This window comes from Actinomyces israelii DSM 43320, from assembly GCF_000711965.1.
Classification (GTDB): domain Bacteria; phylum Actinomycetota; class Actinomycetes; order Actinomycetales; family Actinomycetaceae; genus Actinomyces; species Actinomyces israelii.
On sequence record NZ_JONS01000025.1, the window covers coordinates 28,951 to 48,544 of the forward strand.

Consider the following 19,594-nt stretch of genomic DNA (forward strand, 5'->3'; position numbering starts at 1 on the left):
CCCCATCATCGGGCACCGTCGTTGTATGAGTTCAACGACGAGCCCCGCACCGCAACCCCCTCAGAACCAGCGCACCCCGCGCGAGATCGAGAACTATCTCGCCATCGGCGAACTCCGCCGGGTGCGCCGCAGCACCTACATACCAGCCGCCCCAGACGCCCCCGACTTCACCAGCCGCCGCGCCACCCGTGAGATCCTCCTGCGTGCGGTCCGCAACGAGAGGCTCGACGGCGTCGTCGCACTCGAGACCGCCGCACTCCTCCATAAGGGGCGCACGCTCTACGAGCCCGCCACGGTCCACCTCATCGTGGACTGGAACGCCGCGGGCCTCAAGCGCGGCTCCCGCAAGCGCCCGCCCAACCGACCGACCTCGCGCGAGCTCGGGCCACGCGATCACCGGAGGGCGCTCAGCAGCCGACCGTTCATCCGGCACCGCTACGACCTCGCCGGCTCCGACGTCGTCGACCTCGACGGCCTGCGCGTCACCTCGCTGGAGCGCACCGCCGAGGACTGCGCCCGATTCCTGCCGCCCGACCGCGCCCTCGCCGTCGTCGACTCGCTCTTCGCCATTGCGGCCGGAGCCGGCGAGCGCCCCTGGGACCGCCGCGAGGAGATCAACGCCCGGGCCGCCCGTTTCCGCCAGGAGCTGCTCGCACGGCTCGACGCCCGCCCCCGCGAGCGGGGCGTGCGGCGGGCTCGCGCCGTCATCATGGTCGCGACACCGTGGAGCCAGTCGGTGTGGGAGACCGAGGCACGGCGTCTGTGCCTCATCGGCGGGATCGCGCCGCCGGATCCCCAGATGCCCGTGCGCACCGCGGTCGGCACCTTCTACGCCGACCTGGGCTGGTGGATCGTGCGGCTGGTCCTGGAGATCGACGGCCTGATCAAGTACCTGGAGGACGTCGAGGCCGTGCTCGCGGCGCAGCACTGGCGCCAGTCCGCGATGGAGGACGCGGGGATTCACGTGGAACGCTCGACGCCGGCGGAGATCGCCGACGGCGAGGCCTTCCTCGCCAGGCTGCGCCAGATCCTGCCACCGACCCTGTGCGAGGAGAAGCCGGTGGCGGCGCTGCGCACGCCGTCTGAGAGCCGACGGCGGGGCACGCAGCAGTAAGCCAACGACGGCCGCGCTCCGCCGGCCGGACCGATCTCGGCGCGGAACTGGACCGATCTCGAGCCGGAGTACGACCGATCTCGGCGAAGGGGTGGGCGGCGGGCCGGCCGGCTCAGCGGCCCTCGGACAGGACCGGGCGCTGCTTCTCGATGGCCACGGCCCGGATCTTGCCGCGCGGGCGCCGCGCCAGGTGCACCACCATGATCTCCCCCGTCTTGAGCCACGGGTCGCGGTCGGGCACCGAGCGCAGCAGCTTGCCCGGCGCATAGCGGGAGACGACCTCCATGACGGAGGGCAGCACCGGGCGGTGGGTGCACAGGGCGACCGGCACGTCCCGGTGGCGCAGCACGTCGGAGACGACCTTGCGCGCGGCCTTGCGGGAGCCGGCGTGCGCGAGCTCGGTGAGGGCGGGCTCCGCGACAATGTCGATCCCGGCGGCCTGCGCGTAGGGCCCGACCGTGTCCATGCAGCGCCGCCACGGGCTGGAGACGACCCTCCCCACCCCGTAGGCCGCCAGCACCGGCACGAGCGCGCGGGCGCGCACCTCGCCCTGGTCATCGGTGAGCGGGCGAGTGGCCTCGTCGGTCTCCTTGTCGCGCACCTTGGGACGGTTCCACACCGAGCGCTTGACCGCGCGGGCGTGCCGCACCAGGACGAAGGTCCAGGTGTCGAGCTTGCCGTCCTCCCACAGGTCCACGAGGCTGCCCAGCAGGTCGCGGTCCACCGCGTGCGTCAGGATCCCGCGGGCGTTCTTGGCGCGCGTCCACACCACGCTGTCGACCTCGTCGGCCGACGCCGGGGTCACCGCGGCACGGGCGCGCGCGCCCGGCTCGTCGTCGGCGAGCCCACGCGCGGCCCAGTAGTAGACGTGCTTGCGCCGCCCGTCGGAGAGCTTGTAGCGGATGGTCCCCATCGGCTGGCCCAGGGCGATGCACGCACCGGTCTCCTCGGCGACCTCCCGCACCGCGCAGGTGCGCACCGACTCTCTCGGCTCCACCTTCCCCTTGGGGAAGGACCAGTCGTCGTACCGGGGCCGGTGCACCAGGAGCACCTCGAGGCGGCCGCGGCGCTCCCGCCACACGAGCGCACCCGCGGCACGCACCACGTGCTTGGCACGCGATGAAGATGACATACCTGCCTCCTCGGCAGTGTCTCAGTGAAGTATCAGCGGTCTGTCAGTGGCGGCCCTTGACTCGCGAGCGCGCCCGCGCCATGAGAGTAGTCTGGATGTCCTCAAGTTTCTCGCCGTCGGGCCCGTGGGAGTGACGGACCCAGGCGCCGTCGGGCTCGAGCCACCAGGAGGAGACGGCGTCGGAGGCGGCGTGGGTCACCAGCCACTCCAGCTGCTCGACCATCGCCGGGTCGGTGATGCGCACGAGCTCCTCCACGCGCCGGTCCAGGTTGCGGTGCATGAGGTCGGCCGACCCGATGAACAGGTCGGTGTCGCCGTCGTTGCAGAAGGCGTAGACGCGCGAGTGCTCCAGGTAGCGCCCCAGGATGGAGCGCACCCGGATGTTGTCGCTGAGCCCCGGCACGCCCGCGCGGATGCCGCAGATGCCCCGCACGACGATGTCGACCGGCACCCCGGCGCGGCTGGCGCGGTACAGGGCGTCGATGCAGGCCTCGTCGATAATGGAGTTGACCTTGATGCGGATCCAGGCCGGGCGCCCGGCGCGCTTGTTCGCGATCTCCCGCTCCATGCGCTCGATCAGGCCGTCGCGCACGGTGCGCGGCGCCACCAGCAGGCGCCGGAAGCGGGCGCGCGGGGCGTAGCCGGACAGCATGTTGAACAAGGTGGTCATGTCCTGGGCGACGTCGCGGTCGCAGGTCAGCAGCCCCAGGTCCTCGTACCCGCGGGCGGTCTTGGGGTGGTAGTTGCCGGTGCCCACGTGGCAGTAGCGGCGCAGGCTGTCGCCCTCCTGGCGCACCACCAGCAGCAGCTTGCAGTGGGTCTTGAGCCCCACCATGCCGTAGACGACGTGCACCCCGGCGCGCTCGAGCTTGCGGGCCCAGGAGATGTTGTTCTCCTCGTCGAAGCGGGCCTTGATCTCCACGATCGCCACCACCTGCTTGCCCTCCTCGGCCGCCTCGATGAGGGCGTCCACGATCGGGGAGTCGCCGGACGTGCGGTAGAGGGTCTGCTTGATGGCCAGCACCTTGGGGTCTGCGGCCGCCTGGGAGACGAACTCCTGCACGGAGGTGGAGAAGGAGTCGTAGGGGTGGTGCAGCAGGACGTCGTGGTCGCGCATGGCGGCGAAGACGTCGGGGGCGGTGGAGGACTCGTGGGAGGCCAGGCCCGCGGCGGTGACCGGCACGAAGCGCGGGTACTTCAGGCCGGGGATGTCCAGGTCGTGGAGCTGGTTGAGGCAGGTCAGGTCCAGGGGCGCCGGGAGCTCGAAGACGTCGTCGGGGCTCAGGTCCAGGGCGCGCACCAGGTAGCGGCGGGCGAAGGGCGAGATGGTGTCCTCCACCTCCAGGCGCACGCAGTCCCCGAAGCGGCGGCGCTCCAGCTCCTTCTCCATGGCCTTCAGGAGGTTCTCAGCGTCGTCCTCCTCGACCTCGAGGTCCTCGTTGCGGGTGACCCGGAAGAGGTGGTGCTCCAGGATGTCCATACCCGGGAAGAGGTGGTCCAGGTGCCGGCCGATGACCACCTCCAGGGGGATGACGGCGGAGCCGGCGGCCTTGTCGGTGGCGCCCAGCTCGCGGCCGGGGACGGTGACCAGGCGCGGCAGTGAGTCGGGGACCTTGACGCGGGCAAAGTGCTCCTTGCCGGACCGCGGGTTGCGCAGGATGACGGCGAGGTTCAGGGACAGGCCCGAGATGTAGGGGAAGGGGTGGGAGGGGTCCACGGCCAGGGGCGTGAGCACCGGGTAGATGTGGTGGCGGAAGTAGCGGGTGAGCCGCTCCTGCTGGTTGGGGTCGAGGTCGTCCCAACCCAGGATGTCGACGTTGTGCGCGGCCAGGGCGGGGCGGATGTCCTCCTGGAACAGGGCGGCCTGGCGGGCGGTGAGCTCCTTGGCGCGGCGGGTCACCTGGGCCAGGACCTGGTTGGCGTCCAGGCCGGAGGCGCGCACCGGCGTGATGCCCGCCTTGATGCGCCGCATGAGCCCGGCCACGCGCACCATGTAGAACTCGTCCAGGTTGGAGGAGAAGATCGCCACGAACCAGGCCCGCTCCAGCAGCGGCAGGTCGTGGTCCTCGGCCTGCTCCAGGACGCGCTCGTTGAAGTCCATCCAGGTCAGCTCGCGGTCGGTGTAGCGGTCCGAGAAGGACTCCAGCGGGGGCAGCTCGTCCTCGGGGTCGGGGCGGGGCGGGGCGGGGGGCTCGCTCCGCCCCGCCTGTGCGGCGCCGGTCTCATCGGCTGACGGCGGGACTGCCGGCGCGGGCTCCGCGTCCTCCTGGGCGACGACGGCGTCGGCGCGCCCGGTCGTGGGCGCACGGCCGCCCCTCTCGCCGTCCTCCTCGATGTCCTCGTCGAAGTCCTCGTCCTCGTACTGGGGGCCGGCGTCGTCGGCGAAGTCGCGCGGGTCGGCGGCCTCGATAATGTGGTCCACGAGCTCGGTGGTGTCGTCGAGCTCGGCGAGCTCTTCGGCCGGATCGACGACGACGTCCTCATCCGCGTCGGCGGCCCCGGGTGCGGCGGCGGGGCCCCCAGGAGCGGGGCCGTCCTCCTCAGGCGTCCCGCCCACACCGGCGTCGGCGGCCCGGCCCGCCTCGGCGTCGGCGGGCTCTCCGGCACCGGCGCCGTCGTCCCCGCCGCATCCGGCATCGGCGTCGGCGGCCTCGCCGATCTCCGCGGGCCCGCCAACCTCTGCGGCCTCTGCGGCCTCTGCGGACTCGTCGGCCCCGCCGGCGGCATCCGGCGCGCCGGCCGGCGACTCGGCGTCGTCGGGCGAGTCACCGCCCTTGGACTGGAAGCGGGCCCAGCCTCCGAGGAAGGCGGACAGCCGCGCGCGGCTCGGTTGGGGGGTCTCGGAGGAGTCAGGCGTCGTCATAAGGGCATGTTCCCACGTCCGGGGCGCCGAGAGGAGGCCGTCGGCGGACGAATATTGCGCTGGCCGGCCGAAGGCGCCGGCCAGGACGCGCCGGGAAGACGTCCCGAGTCAGTCGAGGCGGCCGGACTCCGCCCGGCGCGCGGCCTCGGTCAGCTCGTCGGCGGTGGCCAGGAGCGCGGAGTCCCGGCGGGTGACGCGGTCGGCGAGCTCGTCGGCGTCGTCGGCGATCCACACCGGGTTCGAGCCGGCCGCGAGCGCTCGCAGGAAGCCGGCGACGACCAGCAGGACGGGCGCCAGGGCGGCCGTGTCGGCCAGGCCCCCGGCGAGAACCCGGTCCAGCACGGCGCGCAGGTCGTCGGGAGAGGGGGCCGGCCTCGCCTCGGCACGGGCGGCCTCGAAGCGGGACAGGGCGCTGTCGTCGGCGGCGCTGAGGTCGATGACGGTGGCGTAGCGCCGGGCGATCGGCGCCGGGTCGCGGCGGATCCACTCGCGCACGAGGAACAGGCGCCACAGCGCGCCCGGCAGGGTGACGGCCGGGGAGTCGGCCCACAGCTCGGCGACGGCGTCAACGCCGTGGGCGGTGACCGCCGCCACGACGCCGGGGCGGGTGATCCGCTCCCCCGGGTCGCCGGTGCCGGGCCCGTCGTCGGTCGGGGAGCCGCCGAAGAGGGCCTGGGCGGCCTGGTGGGCGAGCTCCGAGGCGGCGGCGGTGTCGATGGCGCCCTCGATGCTCTCGGCGGCCTCCGGGTCGAGGCGGGCGGGGCGGTGGAACTGACGGGTCATCTGGCCTCCTCACACGTGCCGGGGTGGGGCGCCCGCCCGCGGACGTCCGCGCGCCTCGCCCCGTTGAGAGAGGTATTTTCTCACGGGACCCACGGCGACGGCACAACGGCGGCGCCGCCGCGCGGGCGAGAAAGCCGGCCTCGGCGCACAGGGCGAACCGCGCGGAGCCCTGTTGCACATTCGTTGGCGGCGCGAGCGAACCCGAGCCGCGGAATCATGCGGAAACCAGGTTTCGGCGAGCGCGAACCATCTCTCCTATGTGCGCGGCACCCCCTGGGCGCACATGGGAGAACGTCAATCGATCTTGACAAATCTCCAGGAGTCGCAGAATCTCGCGGCAAAATAGCGTTGGCCCTATAAAAGGCCCCGCCCTCCCATGTGCAATACCGCCAGCGCGGCCGCCCAGCCGCACCCGCAGACCAGGACCATCATGACCGTCTCCAGGTCGTCATCGGGCGACGGGCAGCGCGACCAGAACCGGTTTCGACGCGGAGTCTCGGGCCTGAGCTCAACCGGTCTCGACGGCACGAGCGCGGGTCACTCGCGGGGCGCCGTCGCCGTAGAGAGCGCCCTCCCGGCCTTGACGGCGGCGACGAGCACGGAGTTGAGCGTCACCAGCAGCGCTCAGGAGCCGGGCTTGCCGACGTGGACGAGGTGCCGCCTGTCGCGCTGGTCGGGGTAGCACCAGGCCCAGGAGGGTCGCCAGGTTCTCCGCGAGCCACAGGGCGCCAACGATCCGGCGCTCATGCGCGCCGCTCCCGCTCATCGCGCAGGACCGCCGGGGCAGAGCCCCGCCGGCGCGGGTCGGAGCAGGTGGCACACGGCATGACGTCGAGGCTACCCCGGCGCTCCGCCCCGGCCCGCGGTGCTGTAGTCGGCGAAACCCACGGTGTTGCCCCACGGGTCCCGGACCTGCGCGCACAGCCCGGTGCCGATCTCAAAGGGCTCGACGCCGAGCTCACGACCGGCCGCGGCCGCATCGGCGACCTCGAACCAGACGGTCGAGCGGCCGGCGCCGTCACCGTGCCGCAGGACCACGCCGGCACCGCCGTCGGCGGGGTGCAGGACCGCGACCTCGGGCGTGACGAGCACGGGGGTCAGCCCGGCCGTGCACCGGTACCACTGGACCGCGGCCCCGACGTCGGGAACCTGAAGGATGACATTGTCCAGGCGCAGGGGCTCAACCATCTGCCGCCACCCGCCCGCGCCCTTCACGAATGGCGCCGTCGAGCTCCCGCTCGGGGGCTCCGCGGACCGCGCCCTCCGGCTCGGGGCCGACGTCCGGCAGGTCGCGCAGCCCAGTGGCATCGACATGGTCCTCCTCTGCTGTGCGTCTCCAGGGCTTCAGACCGAGGCCCGCAATGGCCCCCTCGGAGCCCGCCGCATCATATCCGAGGCCGAGGAAGTCTCGACGAGCGGGCGGCGCCACTCCGGCGCGCTTCCGAGACACGACTGTTATGAGGACTACGATCCGTTGCCAAATCGTAATTCTGCGCTGCACGGTCCCGACGGCTCGGCATGCCGATGTCTCGGCTCAACGCCCTGAGCCCCGCCCCGGGCGCCGCACGATCTTTCACAATCCATGACGTCCTCGAGGAGCTCCGGCCCATGAGCACGGCACACGCCCATCCGACCGATCTCCCCTGCGGGGGACTATGGTCATGACAACGACGACCGAGGCCTGGAGCCCCGCACGGGTCGCCTCCATCGCCCCTGACGGCCAGGTCGCCGCCGCAGGACTGACGCTGTCCACACGAGGTTCATGGACCGGTGTCGGCCACCGCGGGGACCTGCTGTGGGGGCGGTGCCAGGGGTCGGGCAAGAAGTCCTACCAGGTGTGCGTGGACCTGTCGGGCCCCGCCTTCCGCTGCTCCTGCCCGTCCCGGAAGATCCCCTGCAAGCACGTCGTCGGCCTCATGCACCTGTGGAGCGACGGCAGGGCCGGCGAGGCGGAGCCCGCCGACTTCGTCCGGCAGTGGGCGCAGCGGCGCGAGGCGCGCGCCGCCAAGGCGGCAGCCAGGGCCACCGGGGCCGCCGCGGACGCCGACGACGCCTCGCCGGCCGGCCGGCGCGCAGGCTCGCAGGCCTCCACCCGCCGCGAGCAGCGCGTCACCGACGGCCTGGACGAGCTCGACCGCTGGCTGACGGACCAGGTCGAGCAGGGCATCGCCACCACCAGCGAGGGCCTGCCCGCGGCCCTGCGCCGGCTCGCGGCCCGCATGGTCGACGCCCAGGCGCCCGCGCTGGCCCTCCGCCTGACCGAGCTGGCCGACGCCGGCGACACGGCCCCCGACTGGGCGCGTTCCCTCACCGCCGAGCTGGGCACCGTCCACCTGCTCGTGCGCGCCTGGCAGGTCCGCGAGCACCTGCCCGCGGACCTGGTGGCGGCCGTGCACCAGCAGCTGGGCCTGAGCGTGCGCTCCGAGACCGTGCGCGCCGAGCCGGAGGTCGCCGACCACTGGGTGGTGGCGGGCTCGCAGGACCGCGGCGAGGGCCGGGTCGTGGCCCGCCACTCCTGGCTGTACGGCAGGCGGACGGGCCGCTGGGCGCGGATCGTCGCCTACGCGCGCGAGCGCGAGGACCTGCCGCGGACCTACACCGCCGGCACCCAGGTCGAGGCTGGCCTGCACTTCTACCCGGGGACCTCCCTGCGCGCCCTGTCGCAGCAGGAGTACCCCTCGACCGGGGCGGTCACCGGCTGGTCCCCCGTCCCGCTGTCGATCGCCGGGGCCCGCGAGGCGTGGCGCGACGCCCTGGCCGCCGACCCGTGGGCGGACGCGCGCCCGGCCATCGTCGTCGGGCGGCTCGCCACCGACGACGGCGGGCGCCTCGCACTGGCCGACGACACCGCCATGCTGCCGCTGACGGGCGGGCCCGACCGGCACCGGCGGCTCGCACTGAGCGCCGCCTGTGACGACGCCGTGGTGGCGGGGGTGCTGTCGCCGGCGGGGCTGCAGCCCCTGACCCTGGTGACCGAGGGAACGGTGGTGCCGCTATGAGCGGCCTGAACGACGTCGTGCGCTCCGCCGCCCTGGGCGCGCGCAACCACCCCCTGGCCCCGGCCGGCCTGCCGGAACCGGTGGCGGGGGCGCTGCACGCCGCCACCGGGCCCGAGCTCGTGCTGGAGGCGGCCGCGGCCTACGCCATCGCGCGACGCAGCACGATCCCCTCCGCGCCGGTGACCGCCCTGGACCTGCCCGCCGCCTCGTCGGCCCCGGTCATCCCCGACGACCTGTCCGACCTGCTGGAGCGCATGCTGGCGCTGAGCGGGCAGGACGAGCTCGTCACCCGCACCCTCCGCCTGGTCCGACGCCGGGGCCTGCGCCTGCCGCCGGTCATCCTGGAGCGGGTGGCGAGCAGGTTCTCGCACGGGGACCGGGCGCTGGTCGTGGACCTCATGGACGCGCGGGCGCGCGCCGTCTTCGCCATGGACGAGCGCTGGGCCGGCCTCATCGACGAGGTCGAGAGCGCGGCCGCGCCACCCGACCCCGCCCGCTGGGAGTCCGGCACCGGCCAGGAGCGGGCCGCCCACCTGGCCCGGGTGCGCACCCACGACCCCGCCGCGGGCCGCGCACTCCTGGCTGACGGCGCCTGGCTGGAGGCCAGGGCGGCCGAGCGTGCCCAGATCCTCGACGCCCTGGCCACGGGCCTGGGGCCGCAGGACGAGGAGCTCCTGGAGGCCCGCCTGGACGACCGCGCCGAGAGCGTGCGCCGCGCGGCTGCCAGCCTGCTGCGCCGCCTGCCGTCCTCCGCCTTCATCGGACGCACCGAGACCCTCGCCAGGACGCACGTCGTCGTCACCAGGCGGTTCCTGCGTGCCCCGCGAATCGAGCTGGTCCCCGTGGAGCTGACCGACGAGCTCGCCCGCGACCAGTACCCCGCCAAGGCTCACCGCGCCTCCGCCGCGCTCACGCGGGCCCTGGAGATGGTCGCCCGGGTGCCCACCGGCCGGTGGCACCACCTCGTGGGCCTGTCCGCAGTCGAGCTGCTGGAGGCGGAGGTACGCTGCGAGGGGCAGCGGACCGACCTGTCCGAGGCACTGACGCGCGCGGCCCTGCAGTGGCAGGACGGGCGGCTCGCGAACGCCCTGGTGGACCGAGTGCCGTCGGAGACCGCGACGCGGCTGGTCGCCCTGCTCGACACGCCGGACCGCGACGCGTTCATCGACCGCCTCGTGGCCGCAGGGCACTGTCTTCGGGCCGCCGCCACCTGCGAGGCGTGGCCGCTCACGCTCTCGCCGAGGCACTCCGGCCTCATCGCCCGCTGCATCGTCGAGGCGGCCGCCCCCTCGCACGGGGCGTCCGAGAGGTCCCTGCTGACCACGCTCGGCGGCCTGCTGCCGGGCCGGTGCGCGCCCGAGACGGTCCAGGACGCCCTGACGATCCTCGAGGCCGCGCCGGCGGAGGCGCTCCAGACCAGCGACATGCGCACCATCATGACCGCACTCGAGCTGCGCCGCGAGCTGCTCGGGATGACCAACCAGGAGACACCGTGACCACCACCAGCACCGTAACGGACGCAGACGGCTCCTCCGGAGAGTCCACCGAGCTCCTGCGCCCGCACGCCGAGCAGCGCTACGCCGCCGAGCTGGCCGCCCTGGCGGCGCTCGACGAGCGCCCCCGGCCCGCGGGTTGGCGGCTGTCCCCCTGGGCCGTGGTCACCTACCTCATGGGCGGCGCCCTGGACGACGGCACCGTCATCACCCCCAAGTACGTGGGCAGCCGCCGCCTCATGGAGATCGCCGTGGCCACCCTGGCCACCGACCGCGCCCTGCTGCTCCTGGGCGTGCCCGGGACCGCCAAGTCCTGGGTGAGCGAGCACCTGGCGGCGGCCATCTGCGGCACCTCCACCCTCCTGGTGCAGGGCACCGCCGGCACCGCGGAGGAGGCCGTGCGCTACGGCTGGAACTACGCCCGGCTGCTGGCCGATGGGCCCTCCCCCGAGGCGCTCGTGGCCTCCCCGGTCATGGAGGCCATGCGCTCGGGGCGCATCGCCCGCGTCGAGGAGCTCACCCGCATGCCCTCCGACGTCCAGGACGCCCTCATCACCGTGCTCAGCGAGAAGACGCTGCCGGTCCCCGAGCTGGGCGCGGAGGTCCAGGCCCGCGGCGGCTTCAACCTCATCGCCACCGCCAACGACCGCGACCGCGGCGTCAACGACCTGTCCTCCGCGCTGCGCCGCCGCTTCAACACCGTCGTGCTGCCCCTGCCCGACTCCGCCGAGGAGGAGGTCACCATCGTCTCGCGCCGGGTGGCCGACCTGGGCTCCGCCCTCCGCCTGCCGCCGGCCGAGGGGGCCCTGGACGAGATCCGGCGCGTGGTCACCGTCTTCCGCGAGCTGCGCCGGGGCGTGACCGAGGACGGGCGCACCACCGTCAAGTCCCCCTCGGGCACGCTGTCCACCGCCGAGGCCATCTCGGTGGTCACCAACGGCCTGGCCATGAGCGCCCACTTCGGCGACGGCGTCCTACGGCCCGGCGACGTCGCCTCCGGGATCCTGGGCGCGGTCGTCTCCGACCCGGTGGGCGACGCCGTCGTCTGGTCGGAGTACCTGGAGACCGTCGTGCGCGACCGGGAGGGCTGGAAGGACTTCTACCGCGCCTGCCGCGAGGTGAGCCGGTGACCAAGGCGGGGGCGGTCGCCCAGGGGAAGACGACCGCGCAGAAGGCGGCGGCCCCCGCGGGGGCGGGGGCCGCCGCCCCGTCCTGCCCGGCCCAGGCGCCGCCGGTGCGGGTGCTCGGCGTGCGCCACCACGGCCCGGGATCGGCGCGCGCCCTGGTGGCCGCCCTGGAGGCCTACCGGCCGGACTGCGTGCTCGTCGAGGGTCCCGCCGACGCCGACGACCTGCTCGCCTGGGTCGGCGCCCGTGAGGCGGGCCCGGACGACGCCCGGAGCCGCCGGGACGACGAGGTCCCGGCCGGCGCCGAGGCCGTCATGGAGCCCCCGGTGGCGCTGCTCGCGTGGAAGACGGACGAGCCCTCCGTGGCCTCCTTCTGGCCGCTGGGCGTCTTCTCCCCGGAGTGGCAGGCGCTGCGCTGGGCCGCGGAGAACGACGTCGAGGCCCACTTCATGGACCTGCCGGCCCGCCACGTCCTGGCCCGGGAGGCCGAGGACCGCGACGAGTCCGGGCCCGGCGCCGGTGACGGCACGGGCCTCGGTAGCGGCGCAGCCCCCGGCAGCGGCGCAAGCCCCCGTGCGGGCGAGCCGGCCCCCGCGCCGGAGGACGCCGCACCCGACGAACCGGCCGAGCCCGCACCCGCCGAACCGGCCGAGCCCGCACCCGCCGACGCCGGGCCGGCCGAGGACCGCGACGAGGCGACGGCCGCGCCCCCGCGCGTGGACCCCGTTGCCGAGCTCGCCCGCCTGGCCGGCTACGAGGACCCCGAGGCCTGGTGGGAGGACGCCGTCGAGCTGCGGATGGACGCCGATCCCTTCGACCCGCTCGCCGACGCCATCGGCATGCTGCGCGAGGCCGCCCCGGAGACCGACCCGTGGACCCTGCGCCGCGAGGCCCACATGCGCAGGGTCCTGCGCGCGGCGCGCAGGCGCGGGCACGAGCGCGTCGCCGTCGTCTGCGGGGCCTGGCACGCCCCGGCGCTGAAAGGCCGCCCGCCCACCGTCAAGTCCGACAACGCGCTGCTGTCCGGCCTGCCGAAGGTCAGGGCACGGCTGACCTGGGTGCCCTGGACGCACGAGCGCCTCGCCGCCGCCACCGGCTACCGCGCGGGCGTGGGCTCGCCGGGCTGGTACCACCACCTGTTCACGGCCCCCGACGAGCCGATCGTGCGCTGGCTGACCCTGGTGGCCCGCTCGCTGCGGGAGCACGACCTGCCCGCCTCCAGCGCCCACGTCATCGAGGCCGCCCGCCTGGCCGAGGCGCTCGCGGCTCTGCGGGGCCGCCCCATGCCGGGCCTGGACGAGGTCGGCGAGGCCACCTGGTCGGTCCTGTGCGAGGGCAGCGGGCTGCGCGCCGAGCTGGTCACCCGCGAGGTCGTCGTCGGCCAGGCGCTGGGGAGGGTGCCCGACGGCGTGCCCATGGTCCCCCTGGACGCCGACATGCGCGCCACGGCCCGCCGGCTGCGCCTGGCCTTCTCCGCCTCGGCGCGCTCCCTGGTGCTGGACCTGCGCAAGCCCAACGACCTGGCCCGCTCCCACCTGCTGCGGCGCCTGGCCGTCCTGGGCATCGGGTGGGGGTCGCCGCGGCGGGTGTCGGGCACCGGCACCTTCAAGGAGGCCTGGGACCTCCAGTGGCGCCCCGAGCTGGCGGTCGACGTCGTCGAGGCCGCCGCCTGGGGCACGACCGTGGCCTCCGCGGCGGGCAACGCCCTGCTGGCGCGCACCGCCACCCTGCCGGAGGTGACCGGCGCGATCGAGGAGGCTCTGGCCGCCGACCTGGGCGAGGTGCTGCCCGAGCTGCTGCGCGCCCTGGACGAACGGGCGGCCGGGGACCCCGACGTCGTCCACCTGCTGGCCTCGATCCCCTCCCTGGCGCGCGCCCAGCGCTACGGTGACGTGCGCGCCACCGACACCCGGAGCCTGGCGCAGGTCACGCGAGCGGTCCTGGCGCGGGCCTGCGCGGGCCTGCCCGCCGCCGCGAGCGGAGTGGGACCGGAGCCGGCCGCCTCACTGCGCACCGCGGTGGACGGGGTGCAGGACGTCGTCGCCCTGCTCGGCGAGGAGGAGGCCCGACGGTGGCGCGAGTGCCTGCTGGCTACCCTGCGGGTCGTCGCCCTGCCCGGGCTGCTGGCCGGGCGGATCGTCCGCCTCCTGCTCGACTCCGCGGGGCTGACCGCCGCCGAGGCCGCCGAGCGCATGAGCCGCGCCCTGTCCCGGGGCGCCGACCCCGAGGAGCAGGCCGCCTGGATCGAGGGGTTCCTGTCCGGCAGCGCCCTGCTGGTCGTGGAGGACCGGCGCATCCTGGGCCTGCTGGACGAATGGGTCGGCGGCATCGACGACCGGGCCTTCATCGACGTACTGCCGGCGCTGCGGCGGGCCATGGGGTCCTGGTCGCGGGCCTCCAGGCGCGAGCTGGCGCGCCGGATCGCGTCTGGAGGCCCGCGGCGGGCCGGGGCCGGCAGCGGTGGCGGAGGCGAGGACGGCGAGAGCGGCGAGGACGAGCTGCTCGCCTTCGCCGCCCCCGTCCTGGCGACGGTGGGAACGATCCTGGGAGGCGGGCGATGAGCCGCAGGACGAGCGCTGCCGGGGCGTCCGGGCCGGCCGGCCCCGGGGGCTCGGCGCCGGCCGGCGGGCCGGTCGGCGCCGAGCAGCGCTGGCGGCTCATGCTCGGGGTGGACGAGGGGCTCGGCGAGCTGAGCGAGCCGCTGCGGGCGATGGACCGCGCGCTCGCCGCGGTCTACGACGTCGGGGACGACGGCGCCGAGAAGGGCCGGGGCGGCCTGGGCGGCTCCGCGCCGTCGGTCACCCGCTGGCTCGGGGACATCCGCACCTACTTCCCCAGCCGGGTCGTGCGGGTGATGCAGACCGACGCGATCGAGCGCCTGGGCATCCGCTCCCTGCTGACCGAGCCGGAGGTGATGGAGACCCTGGAGCCGGACGTCCACCTCGTGGCGACCCTGGCCTCGCTGTCCAAGATCATCCCGGAGAGGTCCCGGGCCACCGCGCGCGCCGTGGTGAGCCGGGTCGTCAAGGACGTGGAGAAGCGGATCGCCGACCGCCTGCGCCAGTCCGTGACCGGAGCCCTCAATCGGGCCGCGCGCACCTCCCGGCCCCGCCCGGGCGACATCGACTGGAACCGCACCATCGCCGCGAACCTGAAGAACTACCTGCCCGAGCACCGCACGGTGGTGCCCGAGCGGCTCGTCGGCTACGGCCGCAGGCACCTGGGCGTCCAGCGGGAGTTCACCATCTGCCTGGACCAGTCCGGCTCCATGGCGACCTCCGTGGTCTACGCCTCGATCATGGCGGGGGTCATGGCCTCGCTGAGGTCGCTGCGCACCTCGCTGGTGGCCTACTCCACCGACGTCGTCGACCTGACAGCGGCGCTGGCGGACCCGGTCGACGTCATCTTCGGGACCCAGCTGGGCGGCGGCACGGACACCTCGCCCGCGCTGGAGTACTGCCGGCGGACCATCACCCGGCCGTCGGCGGCAGTCCTCATCCTCATCAGCGACCTCTACGACTACAGCCCCGAGCGCATGCTGGAGCACGTGGCCCGGATCCAGGGCGACGGCGTCCGGGTGATCGTGCTGCTCACGCTGTCCGACGACGGCCTTCCCTCCTACAACCACGGGGTCGCCGCCTCGCTGGGGGCCATGGGCGTGCCCGCCTTCGGCTGCACCCCGGACGCCTTCCCCGACCTGATCGCCGCCGCGATCCAGGGCGAGGGCCTCGGCCGCTGGGCCGAGCAGCAGGCGGCGCAGTGAGCCCGGCGGCGTCAACGCGAGCGCGCCATCGCTTGCTACGCTCCTTTGTTCCTTTCTGTACGGCTAAGAGGAGCGTAGTAAGGCACGAAGGAGCGTAGTAAGCGATATCCCTGCGGCGGTCATGGATCAGCGGGAGGTGGTGGATGTGGTCAGCCCGGGGCGTCATGGAGGTCCTCCTCATCAGGTGCGGGGCCGGCCCCATGGCGGCCTGCGGTCCCGGCGGCCCTCGCGAAGGCCACCGGGACGACGGCGCCCCGGCGGGCTGCGGGGCGATGCTCCCGCGCAGGCGCCTGGCTACCGGACCAGGCCTGCCTTCACGAAGTGCCTCCTGATAATCCTGGCCGCCACCAGGGCCCCGGCGAGGCTGAGGACGGCCACGAGTGCGGTGGCACCGGCGAACACGGGCCAGCTGACGTAGCCGAGGTACTCCTGAATGGCCTCGTCGCTGAGGTGGAACAGGTCCTTGCGCGCGGCCAGGTAGTCTCCGGCGGACAGGAAGATCGGCAGCATGAAGCCGACGAACTGAAGCGCGCTCCCGACGACATAGGCGGCGATAATCCGCCCCCGACTGGCGTAACGACCGGCGATGGCATCCGCGACGAGCCATCCCGCGACGCAGCCGGCGACGCCGACAACATTGCCGCTCATCATCCCGAGCAGGCTCACGATCGTCCCCATGAGGAAAATGGTGCCGGGCTTGCGGATGCGGACGGCGCCGAGCAGGAACACGATGGCCACGAAGAACGCGGCGACAGCGATGTAGAGGAATGCCCCGATGATCGTCGTCGCGCAGATCATGCCGACGACGGTGCTGATGACGAGCGCGATGGCGGAGAGCATGCCAATGGTGACGAGGTCTCGGACGCCGAGCCGTTGACGGGGCCGGGAGGCTGCGGGCGCGGAGGCCATGGGCTGGTCGGGGGAGGCCATGCGGTGGTCCTTTCGAATGAGCGATCGGGGCGGGGTCGGGGGGTGCCGGGCGAGCCGGCGCGGCCGCCGGGCCCCGGCGCCGTCGGAAGGCGGCGGGCGGCCGCGCGAGAAGGCCGGCGGCCGCAGGGCCGGCCGATCGCATGGACGGCGGCGGCCGCGGGGCGAGCCCGGCGCCGCGGGGCTCGGACGCTCATAGGCGCTGGACGACGACGACGGCCGCGGTGACGCCGATCGCGAGCCCGGCCAGCGCAAGGTCCGCGGCCCCGATGCGCAGGTCGTGCAGGACGGTCCGCGGCCCGGGGGCGTCGAGCCCGCGGACCAGGCCCGCGCAGGCCAGCTCGTCGGAGCTGCGCAGCGCGCGCATGAGGATGGGGACGACGAGCTGCTCCAGGGTGCGCAGCGGGTGGGCGGCCAAGGCGCACGGCCCCGGAGCGAGCCCGCGCACGCGCAGGCTGTCGGTCAGCGCCCGCCAGTCCTGGCCGATGGTGGGCGCGAACCGGAGCGCCACGGAGAAGGGGACGCTCACCGCGGCCGGGGCGCGCAGCCTCTCCAGGGCGGACACGGCCAGGGAGACGCTCATGTCGGCGGCCAGGAACAGGCCCATCATGGTCATGACCACGAGCTTCTGGACCAGGTAGACGATCATCGCCAGCGTGAGCATGAGCATGCTGCTCTCCATCCGGGGGACGGCCGCGGCGCCGGCGGCAGCGGCAGCGGCGACCGCCGTCGTGGCCAGGGCGGCGCGCCACCGCCCGACCACGACCAGCAGCGCCGCGGCGAGGGCGACGACCGCTCCGGCGGGCACCGGCGCGGAGACCAGGAATGACCCCGCGGTCACGGCCGTCGCGATGAGCAGCCGGATGCGCGGGTCGATCCGCACGGTGCTCGTCAGCGCCCGGGCGACTCGCTGCGACACGGCCGGGACGGACGCGTCCCCCGGGGCGCGCGGCGAGCCAGGGCCGGAGCCGCCCGCGCCCCGACCGCCGACCGGCGGGGCGCCGTCGTCGAAGCGCGGAAGCACGGCCGCCAGGGACACCCCGTCCGCGGGCGCGTCCAGGGCCACGCGCCCCTGCTCGATCGCGATCAGGCGGGTGCAGCAGGCGGCGAGCAGCTCGTGGTCGTGGGAGATGACGAAGACGATCCTCCCGCCACGCGCCAGGCCGGTAATCGCCCGCGCGACGGCGGTCATGGCCCGGTGGTCCAGCCCGCTGGAGGGCTCGTCGAGGAAGAGCACGTCGGCGTCGGCGGCGAGTGCCGCGGCGATGGTCAGGCGCTGCTGCTGCCCGCGCGAGAGCGCCGCCGGGTGGGCGTCGCGCAGCTCCCACAGGCCCAGGGAGGCCAGGATGCGGCGGTCGGTCTCCTGCGCGCCGGCGCCCCGTCGTCCCGGGTGCAGCTCGCCGAGCACGGAGTCGGAGAAGAGCTGGTAGCCGGAGTCCTGCACGACCAGGTGCACCCGCCCCAGCCGGTCCCGCGCCGACGCCGGGGCGCCGCCGAGCAGGATCCGCCCGGCCCGCTCCCTCTCCAGCCCGGCGCACACGCGCGCCAGGGTCGTCTTGCCGGCGCCGTTGGGGCCGACGACGCCGATGACCTCGCCGGCCCGGGCGCTCAGCGTGACCCCGCTCAGGCCCGCCGCCCCGCCCGCCTCCCCGGCCGGCCGGTCGCCGCGCCGCCGCGGGTGGCGGAAGACGATGTCCTCGCAGGCGAAGGAGACGCCGGCGGGGTCGGGGCGGAGGCCCCCGCCGGGGGCGGGGCCCGCGGAGGGGCTCGACGGCGGCGGACCGGGCCGGGCGGGCGGGTCGGCGAGGTCGAGGCGGCGCAGCCCCAGCGCGGTCAGCTCCGGGGCGCTCAGGGCCAGGAACTCGGCGGCGGCGCAGTCCCTGCGGATGCGGCCCTCGGCGAGGTAGACGACGCGGTCGGCCAGCCCGGTCAGGTAGTGCAGGCGGTGCTCCAGGACGATGACGGTCGCGCCCCGCCGCTTGAGGCCGGCGAGTATCCGTGTCAGGTGCGCGGTCGAGGCGGGGTCGAGGTTCGCGGAGGGCTCGTCGAGCAGGAACACGTCCGGCCCCAGGGCGTAGCAGGCGGCCAGGGCGACCTTCTGCTTCTCGCCGCTGGACAGGCCCAGGACGCCCCTGTCGGCGAGCGCCGGGATGCCCAGCTCGACGAAGGCCTGCGTCACGCGCTCGACGATGCGCGGGCGGTCGAGCCCGTGGTTGCGGCAGCCGAAGGCGACCTCCTCGGCGGTGTTGAGCGTGAAGAACTGGGTGCGCGGGTCCTGGAACACGGTCCCGACGCGCAGGCCCAGGTCCCCGATGGACGTCTGGCGTGTGTCTCGGCCGTCGACGACGACGCCGCCCTCGAGCAGGCCGCCCCGCACGTGCGGGATCAGGCCGTTGCACAGATTGGCCAGTGTGGTCTTGCCGGAGCCGCTCGGACCGGTGACAAGGACGAACTGGCCGGGCTCGATAGTCAGGTGGGCGTCGCGCAGGGCGGGGCGCTCCGCCTCCGAGTAGCGGAATGCCGTGACATCGATGGTGACCGCGCCCAACTGCTTTCGCCTCCTCTTACTGACTGACCGGCAGTCATCATATAGCACAGGCGAGCCTCAGCGGAAGCTGCGAGGGGAGGCTCCTTCGCACGGGCGAGCACGGAGCGGGCACGGAGGAGCTCGCGGCGGGACCCGCCGCCATCGTCCGTCCGCCCGCTCAGCCGGCGCGGACGACCATGCGGCACCAGTGCCGCAGCTCCATGAGCACCCGGTCGGTCATGGCCTCGTCGTTCGCATGGTGCAGGTAGTCGGCGGCGTGGTGGGCCGCACCGAACAGCAGGACCGCGGTGGCCAGCGGGTCGGCGATCGCGAGCGCCCCCGCGCGGGCCCCCTCCTCCAGGAGCGCGGACAGCGTGGCGACCGGTCCCGAGAGGGGGTCGCCGGACTGCCCGTCCGCGTAGATGGACGACTGCGCCCCGGCGTGGCGGGCGTGGTGGAACAGCGCGTCGTGCAGCCCAGGGTCCGCCAGGTAGTCCTGCACCCCGGCGATGAGCCAGGTCTCCACGCGACCCGCCCAGTCGGCGGGGGCAAGCCGGTTGACGACGACCTCCTGGCGCTGAAGGACGCGGGTCGCATAGCGCTCGCGCAGCGAGGCGATCACGTCGTCCTTGGTTGAGAAGTACAGGTAGAACGTCCCCTTGGACACCCCGGCGGCGGTCGTGACCTCCTCGACCGTGAGCTGGTTGATCCCCCTCTCGACGAGCAGCCGCTCCGCCGCGTCCAGCAGGCTGGCGCGGCGCTCCGCCTTCGGCCTCGTCCGTGCCATGCAGCCACCTCCAAGAATCGCCGCCGCCCCCCGGTGCCGGGGGCGCACACCGGCTCGGCCCGTCCCGGACTCGGCCGGG

14 protein-coding genes are annotated in these 19,594 nt (G+C 74.5%); 6 read left to right on the forward strand and 8 right to left on the reverse strand.

The window, feature by feature from the left end; all coding sequences use genetic code 11:
* Positions 1 to 25 precede the first annotated feature (25 nt).
* Entirely contained in the window at positions 26 to 1,114 is a 1,089-nt protein-coding gene (locus O145_RS16545) for a hypothetical protein (protein ID WP_156966696.1), read from the forward strand.
* A gap of 112 nt (positions 1,115 to 1,226) precedes the next feature.
* On the opposite strand, the gene O145_RS09805 is transcribed toward O145_RS16545, so the two are convergent.
* The 5 genes from O145_RS09805 to O145_RS18155 all read right to left on the reverse strand — a co-directional run bounded on the left by O145_RS09805 (position 1,227) and on the right by O145_RS18155 (position 7,342).
* The gene (locus tag O145_RS09805; RefSeq protein ID WP_043562502.1) at positions 1,227 to 2,246 is read right to left on the reverse strand and encodes an NUDIX hydrolase; all 1,020 of its coding nucleotides are present in this window, start codon (positions 2,244 to 2,246) and stop codon (positions 1,227 to 1,229) included.
* Between the two features lie 43 nt (positions 2,247 to 2,289).
* A complete protein-coding gene (locus tag O145_RS09810) occupies positions 2,290 to 5,109 on the reverse strand; it encodes an RNA degradosome polyphosphate kinase (protein ID WP_043562503.1) in 2,820 nt (939 codons plus the stop codon).
* A 108-nt stretch (positions 5,110 to 5,217) separates the two neighbouring features.
* Positions 5,218 to 5,892, reverse strand: coding sequence for a hypothetical protein (locus tag O145_RS09815; RefSeq protein ID WP_043562504.1), 675 nt, complete (start codon positions 5,890 to 5,892; stop codon positions 5,218 to 5,220).
* Positions 5,893 to 6,729: 837 nt separating this feature from the next.
* On the reverse strand, positions 6,730 to 7,080 hold the full coding sequence (locus O145_RS09825; RefSeq protein ID WP_043562515.1) for a VOC family protein: 351 nt from the start codon (positions 7,078 to 7,080) through the stop codon (positions 6,730 to 6,732).
* Positions 7,073 to 7,342 carry a hypothetical protein gene (locus tag O145_RS18155; protein WP_156966697.1) on the reverse strand — a complete coding sequence of 90 codons (270 nt, stop codon included), beginning with the start codon at positions 7,340 to 7,342 and terminating at the stop codon, positions 7,073 to 7,075. The genes O145_RS09825 and O145_RS18155 overlap by 8 nt, the downstream gene beginning before the upstream one ends.
* A 211-nt stretch (positions 7,343 to 7,553) precedes the next feature.
* Between O145_RS18155 and O145_RS09830 the strand changes: the two genes are divergently transcribed.
* Genes O145_RS09830 through O145_RS09850 form a run of 5 tightly spaced genes read left to right on the forward strand, consistent with a single transcriptional unit; the run spans position 7,554 to position 15,274 of the window.
* The gene (locus O145_RS09830) at positions 7,554 to 8,891 is read left to right on the forward strand and encodes an SWIM zinc finger family protein (RefSeq protein WP_043562516.1); all 1,338 of its coding nucleotides are present in this window, start codon (positions 7,554 to 7,556) and stop codon (positions 8,889 to 8,891) included.
* Positions 8,888 to 10,387, forward strand: coding sequence for a DUF5691 domain-containing protein (locus O145_RS09835; RefSeq protein ID WP_052374949.1), 1,500 nt, complete (start codon positions 8,888 to 8,890; stop codon positions 10,385 to 10,387). The genes O145_RS09830 and O145_RS09835 overlap by 4 nt, the downstream gene beginning before the upstream one ends.
* Positions 10,384 to 11,514 (forward strand): ATP-binding protein, encoded by a 1,131-nt coding sequence (locus tag O145_RS09840; protein ID WP_052374951.1) that lies wholly within the window; start codon positions 10,384 to 10,386, stop codon positions 11,512 to 11,514. The genes O145_RS09835 and O145_RS09840 overlap by 4 nt, the downstream gene beginning before the upstream one ends.
* The gene (locus O145_RS09845; RefSeq protein ID WP_052374952.1) at positions 11,511 to 14,072 is read left to right on the forward strand and encodes a DUF5682 family protein; all 2,562 of its coding nucleotides are present in this window, start codon (positions 11,511 to 11,513) and stop codon (positions 14,070 to 14,072) included. The genes O145_RS09840 and O145_RS09845 overlap by 4 nt, the downstream gene beginning before the upstream one ends.
* Positions 14,069 to 15,274, forward strand: a complete 1,206-nt coding sequence (locus O145_RS09850; protein WP_084682523.1) for a VWA domain-containing protein — start codon at positions 14,069 to 14,071, stop codon at positions 15,272 to 15,274. The genes O145_RS09845 and O145_RS09850 overlap by 4 nt, the downstream gene beginning before the upstream one ends.
* A gap of 294 nt (positions 15,275 to 15,568) precedes the next feature.
* Here O145_RS09850 and O145_RS09855 read toward each other — a convergent pair whose 3' ends face one another.
* The 3 genes from O145_RS09855 to O145_RS09865 all read right to left on the reverse strand — a co-directional run bounded on the left by O145_RS09855 (position 15,569) and on the right by O145_RS09865 (position 19,515).
* The gene (locus tag O145_RS09855; protein ID WP_084682524.1) at positions 15,569 to 16,204 is read right to left on the reverse strand and encodes an MptD family putative ECF transporter S component; all 636 of its coding nucleotides are present in this window, start codon (positions 16,202 to 16,204) and stop codon (positions 15,569 to 15,571) included.
* Positions 16,205 to 16,394: 190 nt separating this feature from the next.
* The gene (locus O145_RS16550; protein ID WP_052374954.1) at positions 16,395 to 18,749 is read right to left on the reverse strand and encodes an ATP-binding cassette domain-containing protein; all 2,355 of its coding nucleotides are present in this window, start codon (positions 18,747 to 18,749) and stop codon (positions 16,395 to 16,397) included.
* A 157-nt stretch (positions 18,750 to 18,906) separates the two neighbouring features.
* Positions 18,907 to 19,515 carry a TetR/AcrR family transcriptional regulator gene (locus O145_RS09865; protein ID WP_052374955.1) on the reverse strand — a complete coding sequence of 203 codons (609 nt, stop codon included), beginning with the start codon at positions 19,513 to 19,515 and terminating at the stop codon, positions 18,907 to 18,909.
* Positions 19,516 to 19,594 lie beyond the last annotated feature (79 nt).

Excerpts from the sequence above, each read along its gene's own strand:
- O145_RS16545 (WP_156966696.1), top strand. The coding sequence starts at position 26 with ATGAGTTCAACGACGAGCCCCGCACCGCAACCCCCTCAGAACCAGCGC.
- O145_RS09805 (WP_043562502.1), bottom strand. The coding sequence starts at position 2,246 with ATGTCATCTTCATCGCGTGCCAAGCACGTGGTGCGTGCCGCGGGTGCG.
- O145_RS09810 (WP_043562503.1), bottom strand. The coding sequence starts at position 5,109 with ATGACGACGCCTGACTCCTCCGAGACCCCCCAACCGAGCCGCGCGCGG.
- O145_RS09815 (WP_043562504.1), bottom strand. The coding sequence starts at position 5,892 with ATGACCCGTCAGTTCCACCGCCCCGCCCGCCTCGACCCGGAGGCCGCC.
- O145_RS09825 (WP_043562515.1), bottom strand. The coding sequence starts at position 7,080 with ATGGTTGAGCCCCTGCGCCTGGACAATGTCATCCTTCAGGTTCCCGAC.
- O145_RS09830 (WP_043562516.1), top strand. The coding sequence starts at position 7,554 with ATGACAACGACGACCGAGGCCTGGAGCCCCGCACGGGTCGCCTCCATC.
- O145_RS09835 (WP_052374949.1), top strand. The coding sequence starts at position 8,888 with ATGAGCGGCCTGAACGACGTCGTGCGCTCCGCCGCCCTGGGCGCGCGC.
- O145_RS09850 (WP_084682523.1), top strand. The coding sequence starts at position 14,069 with ATGAGCCGCAGGACGAGCGCTGCCGGGGCGTCCGGGCCGGCCGGCCCC.
- O145_RS09855 (WP_084682524.1), bottom strand. The coding sequence starts at position 16,204 with ATGGCCTCCCCCGACCAGCCCATGGCCTCCGCGCCCGCAGCCTCCCGG.
- O145_RS09865 (WP_052374955.1), bottom strand. The coding sequence starts at position 19,515 with ATGGCACGGACGAGGCCGAAGGCGGAGCGCCGCGCCAGCCTGCTGGAC.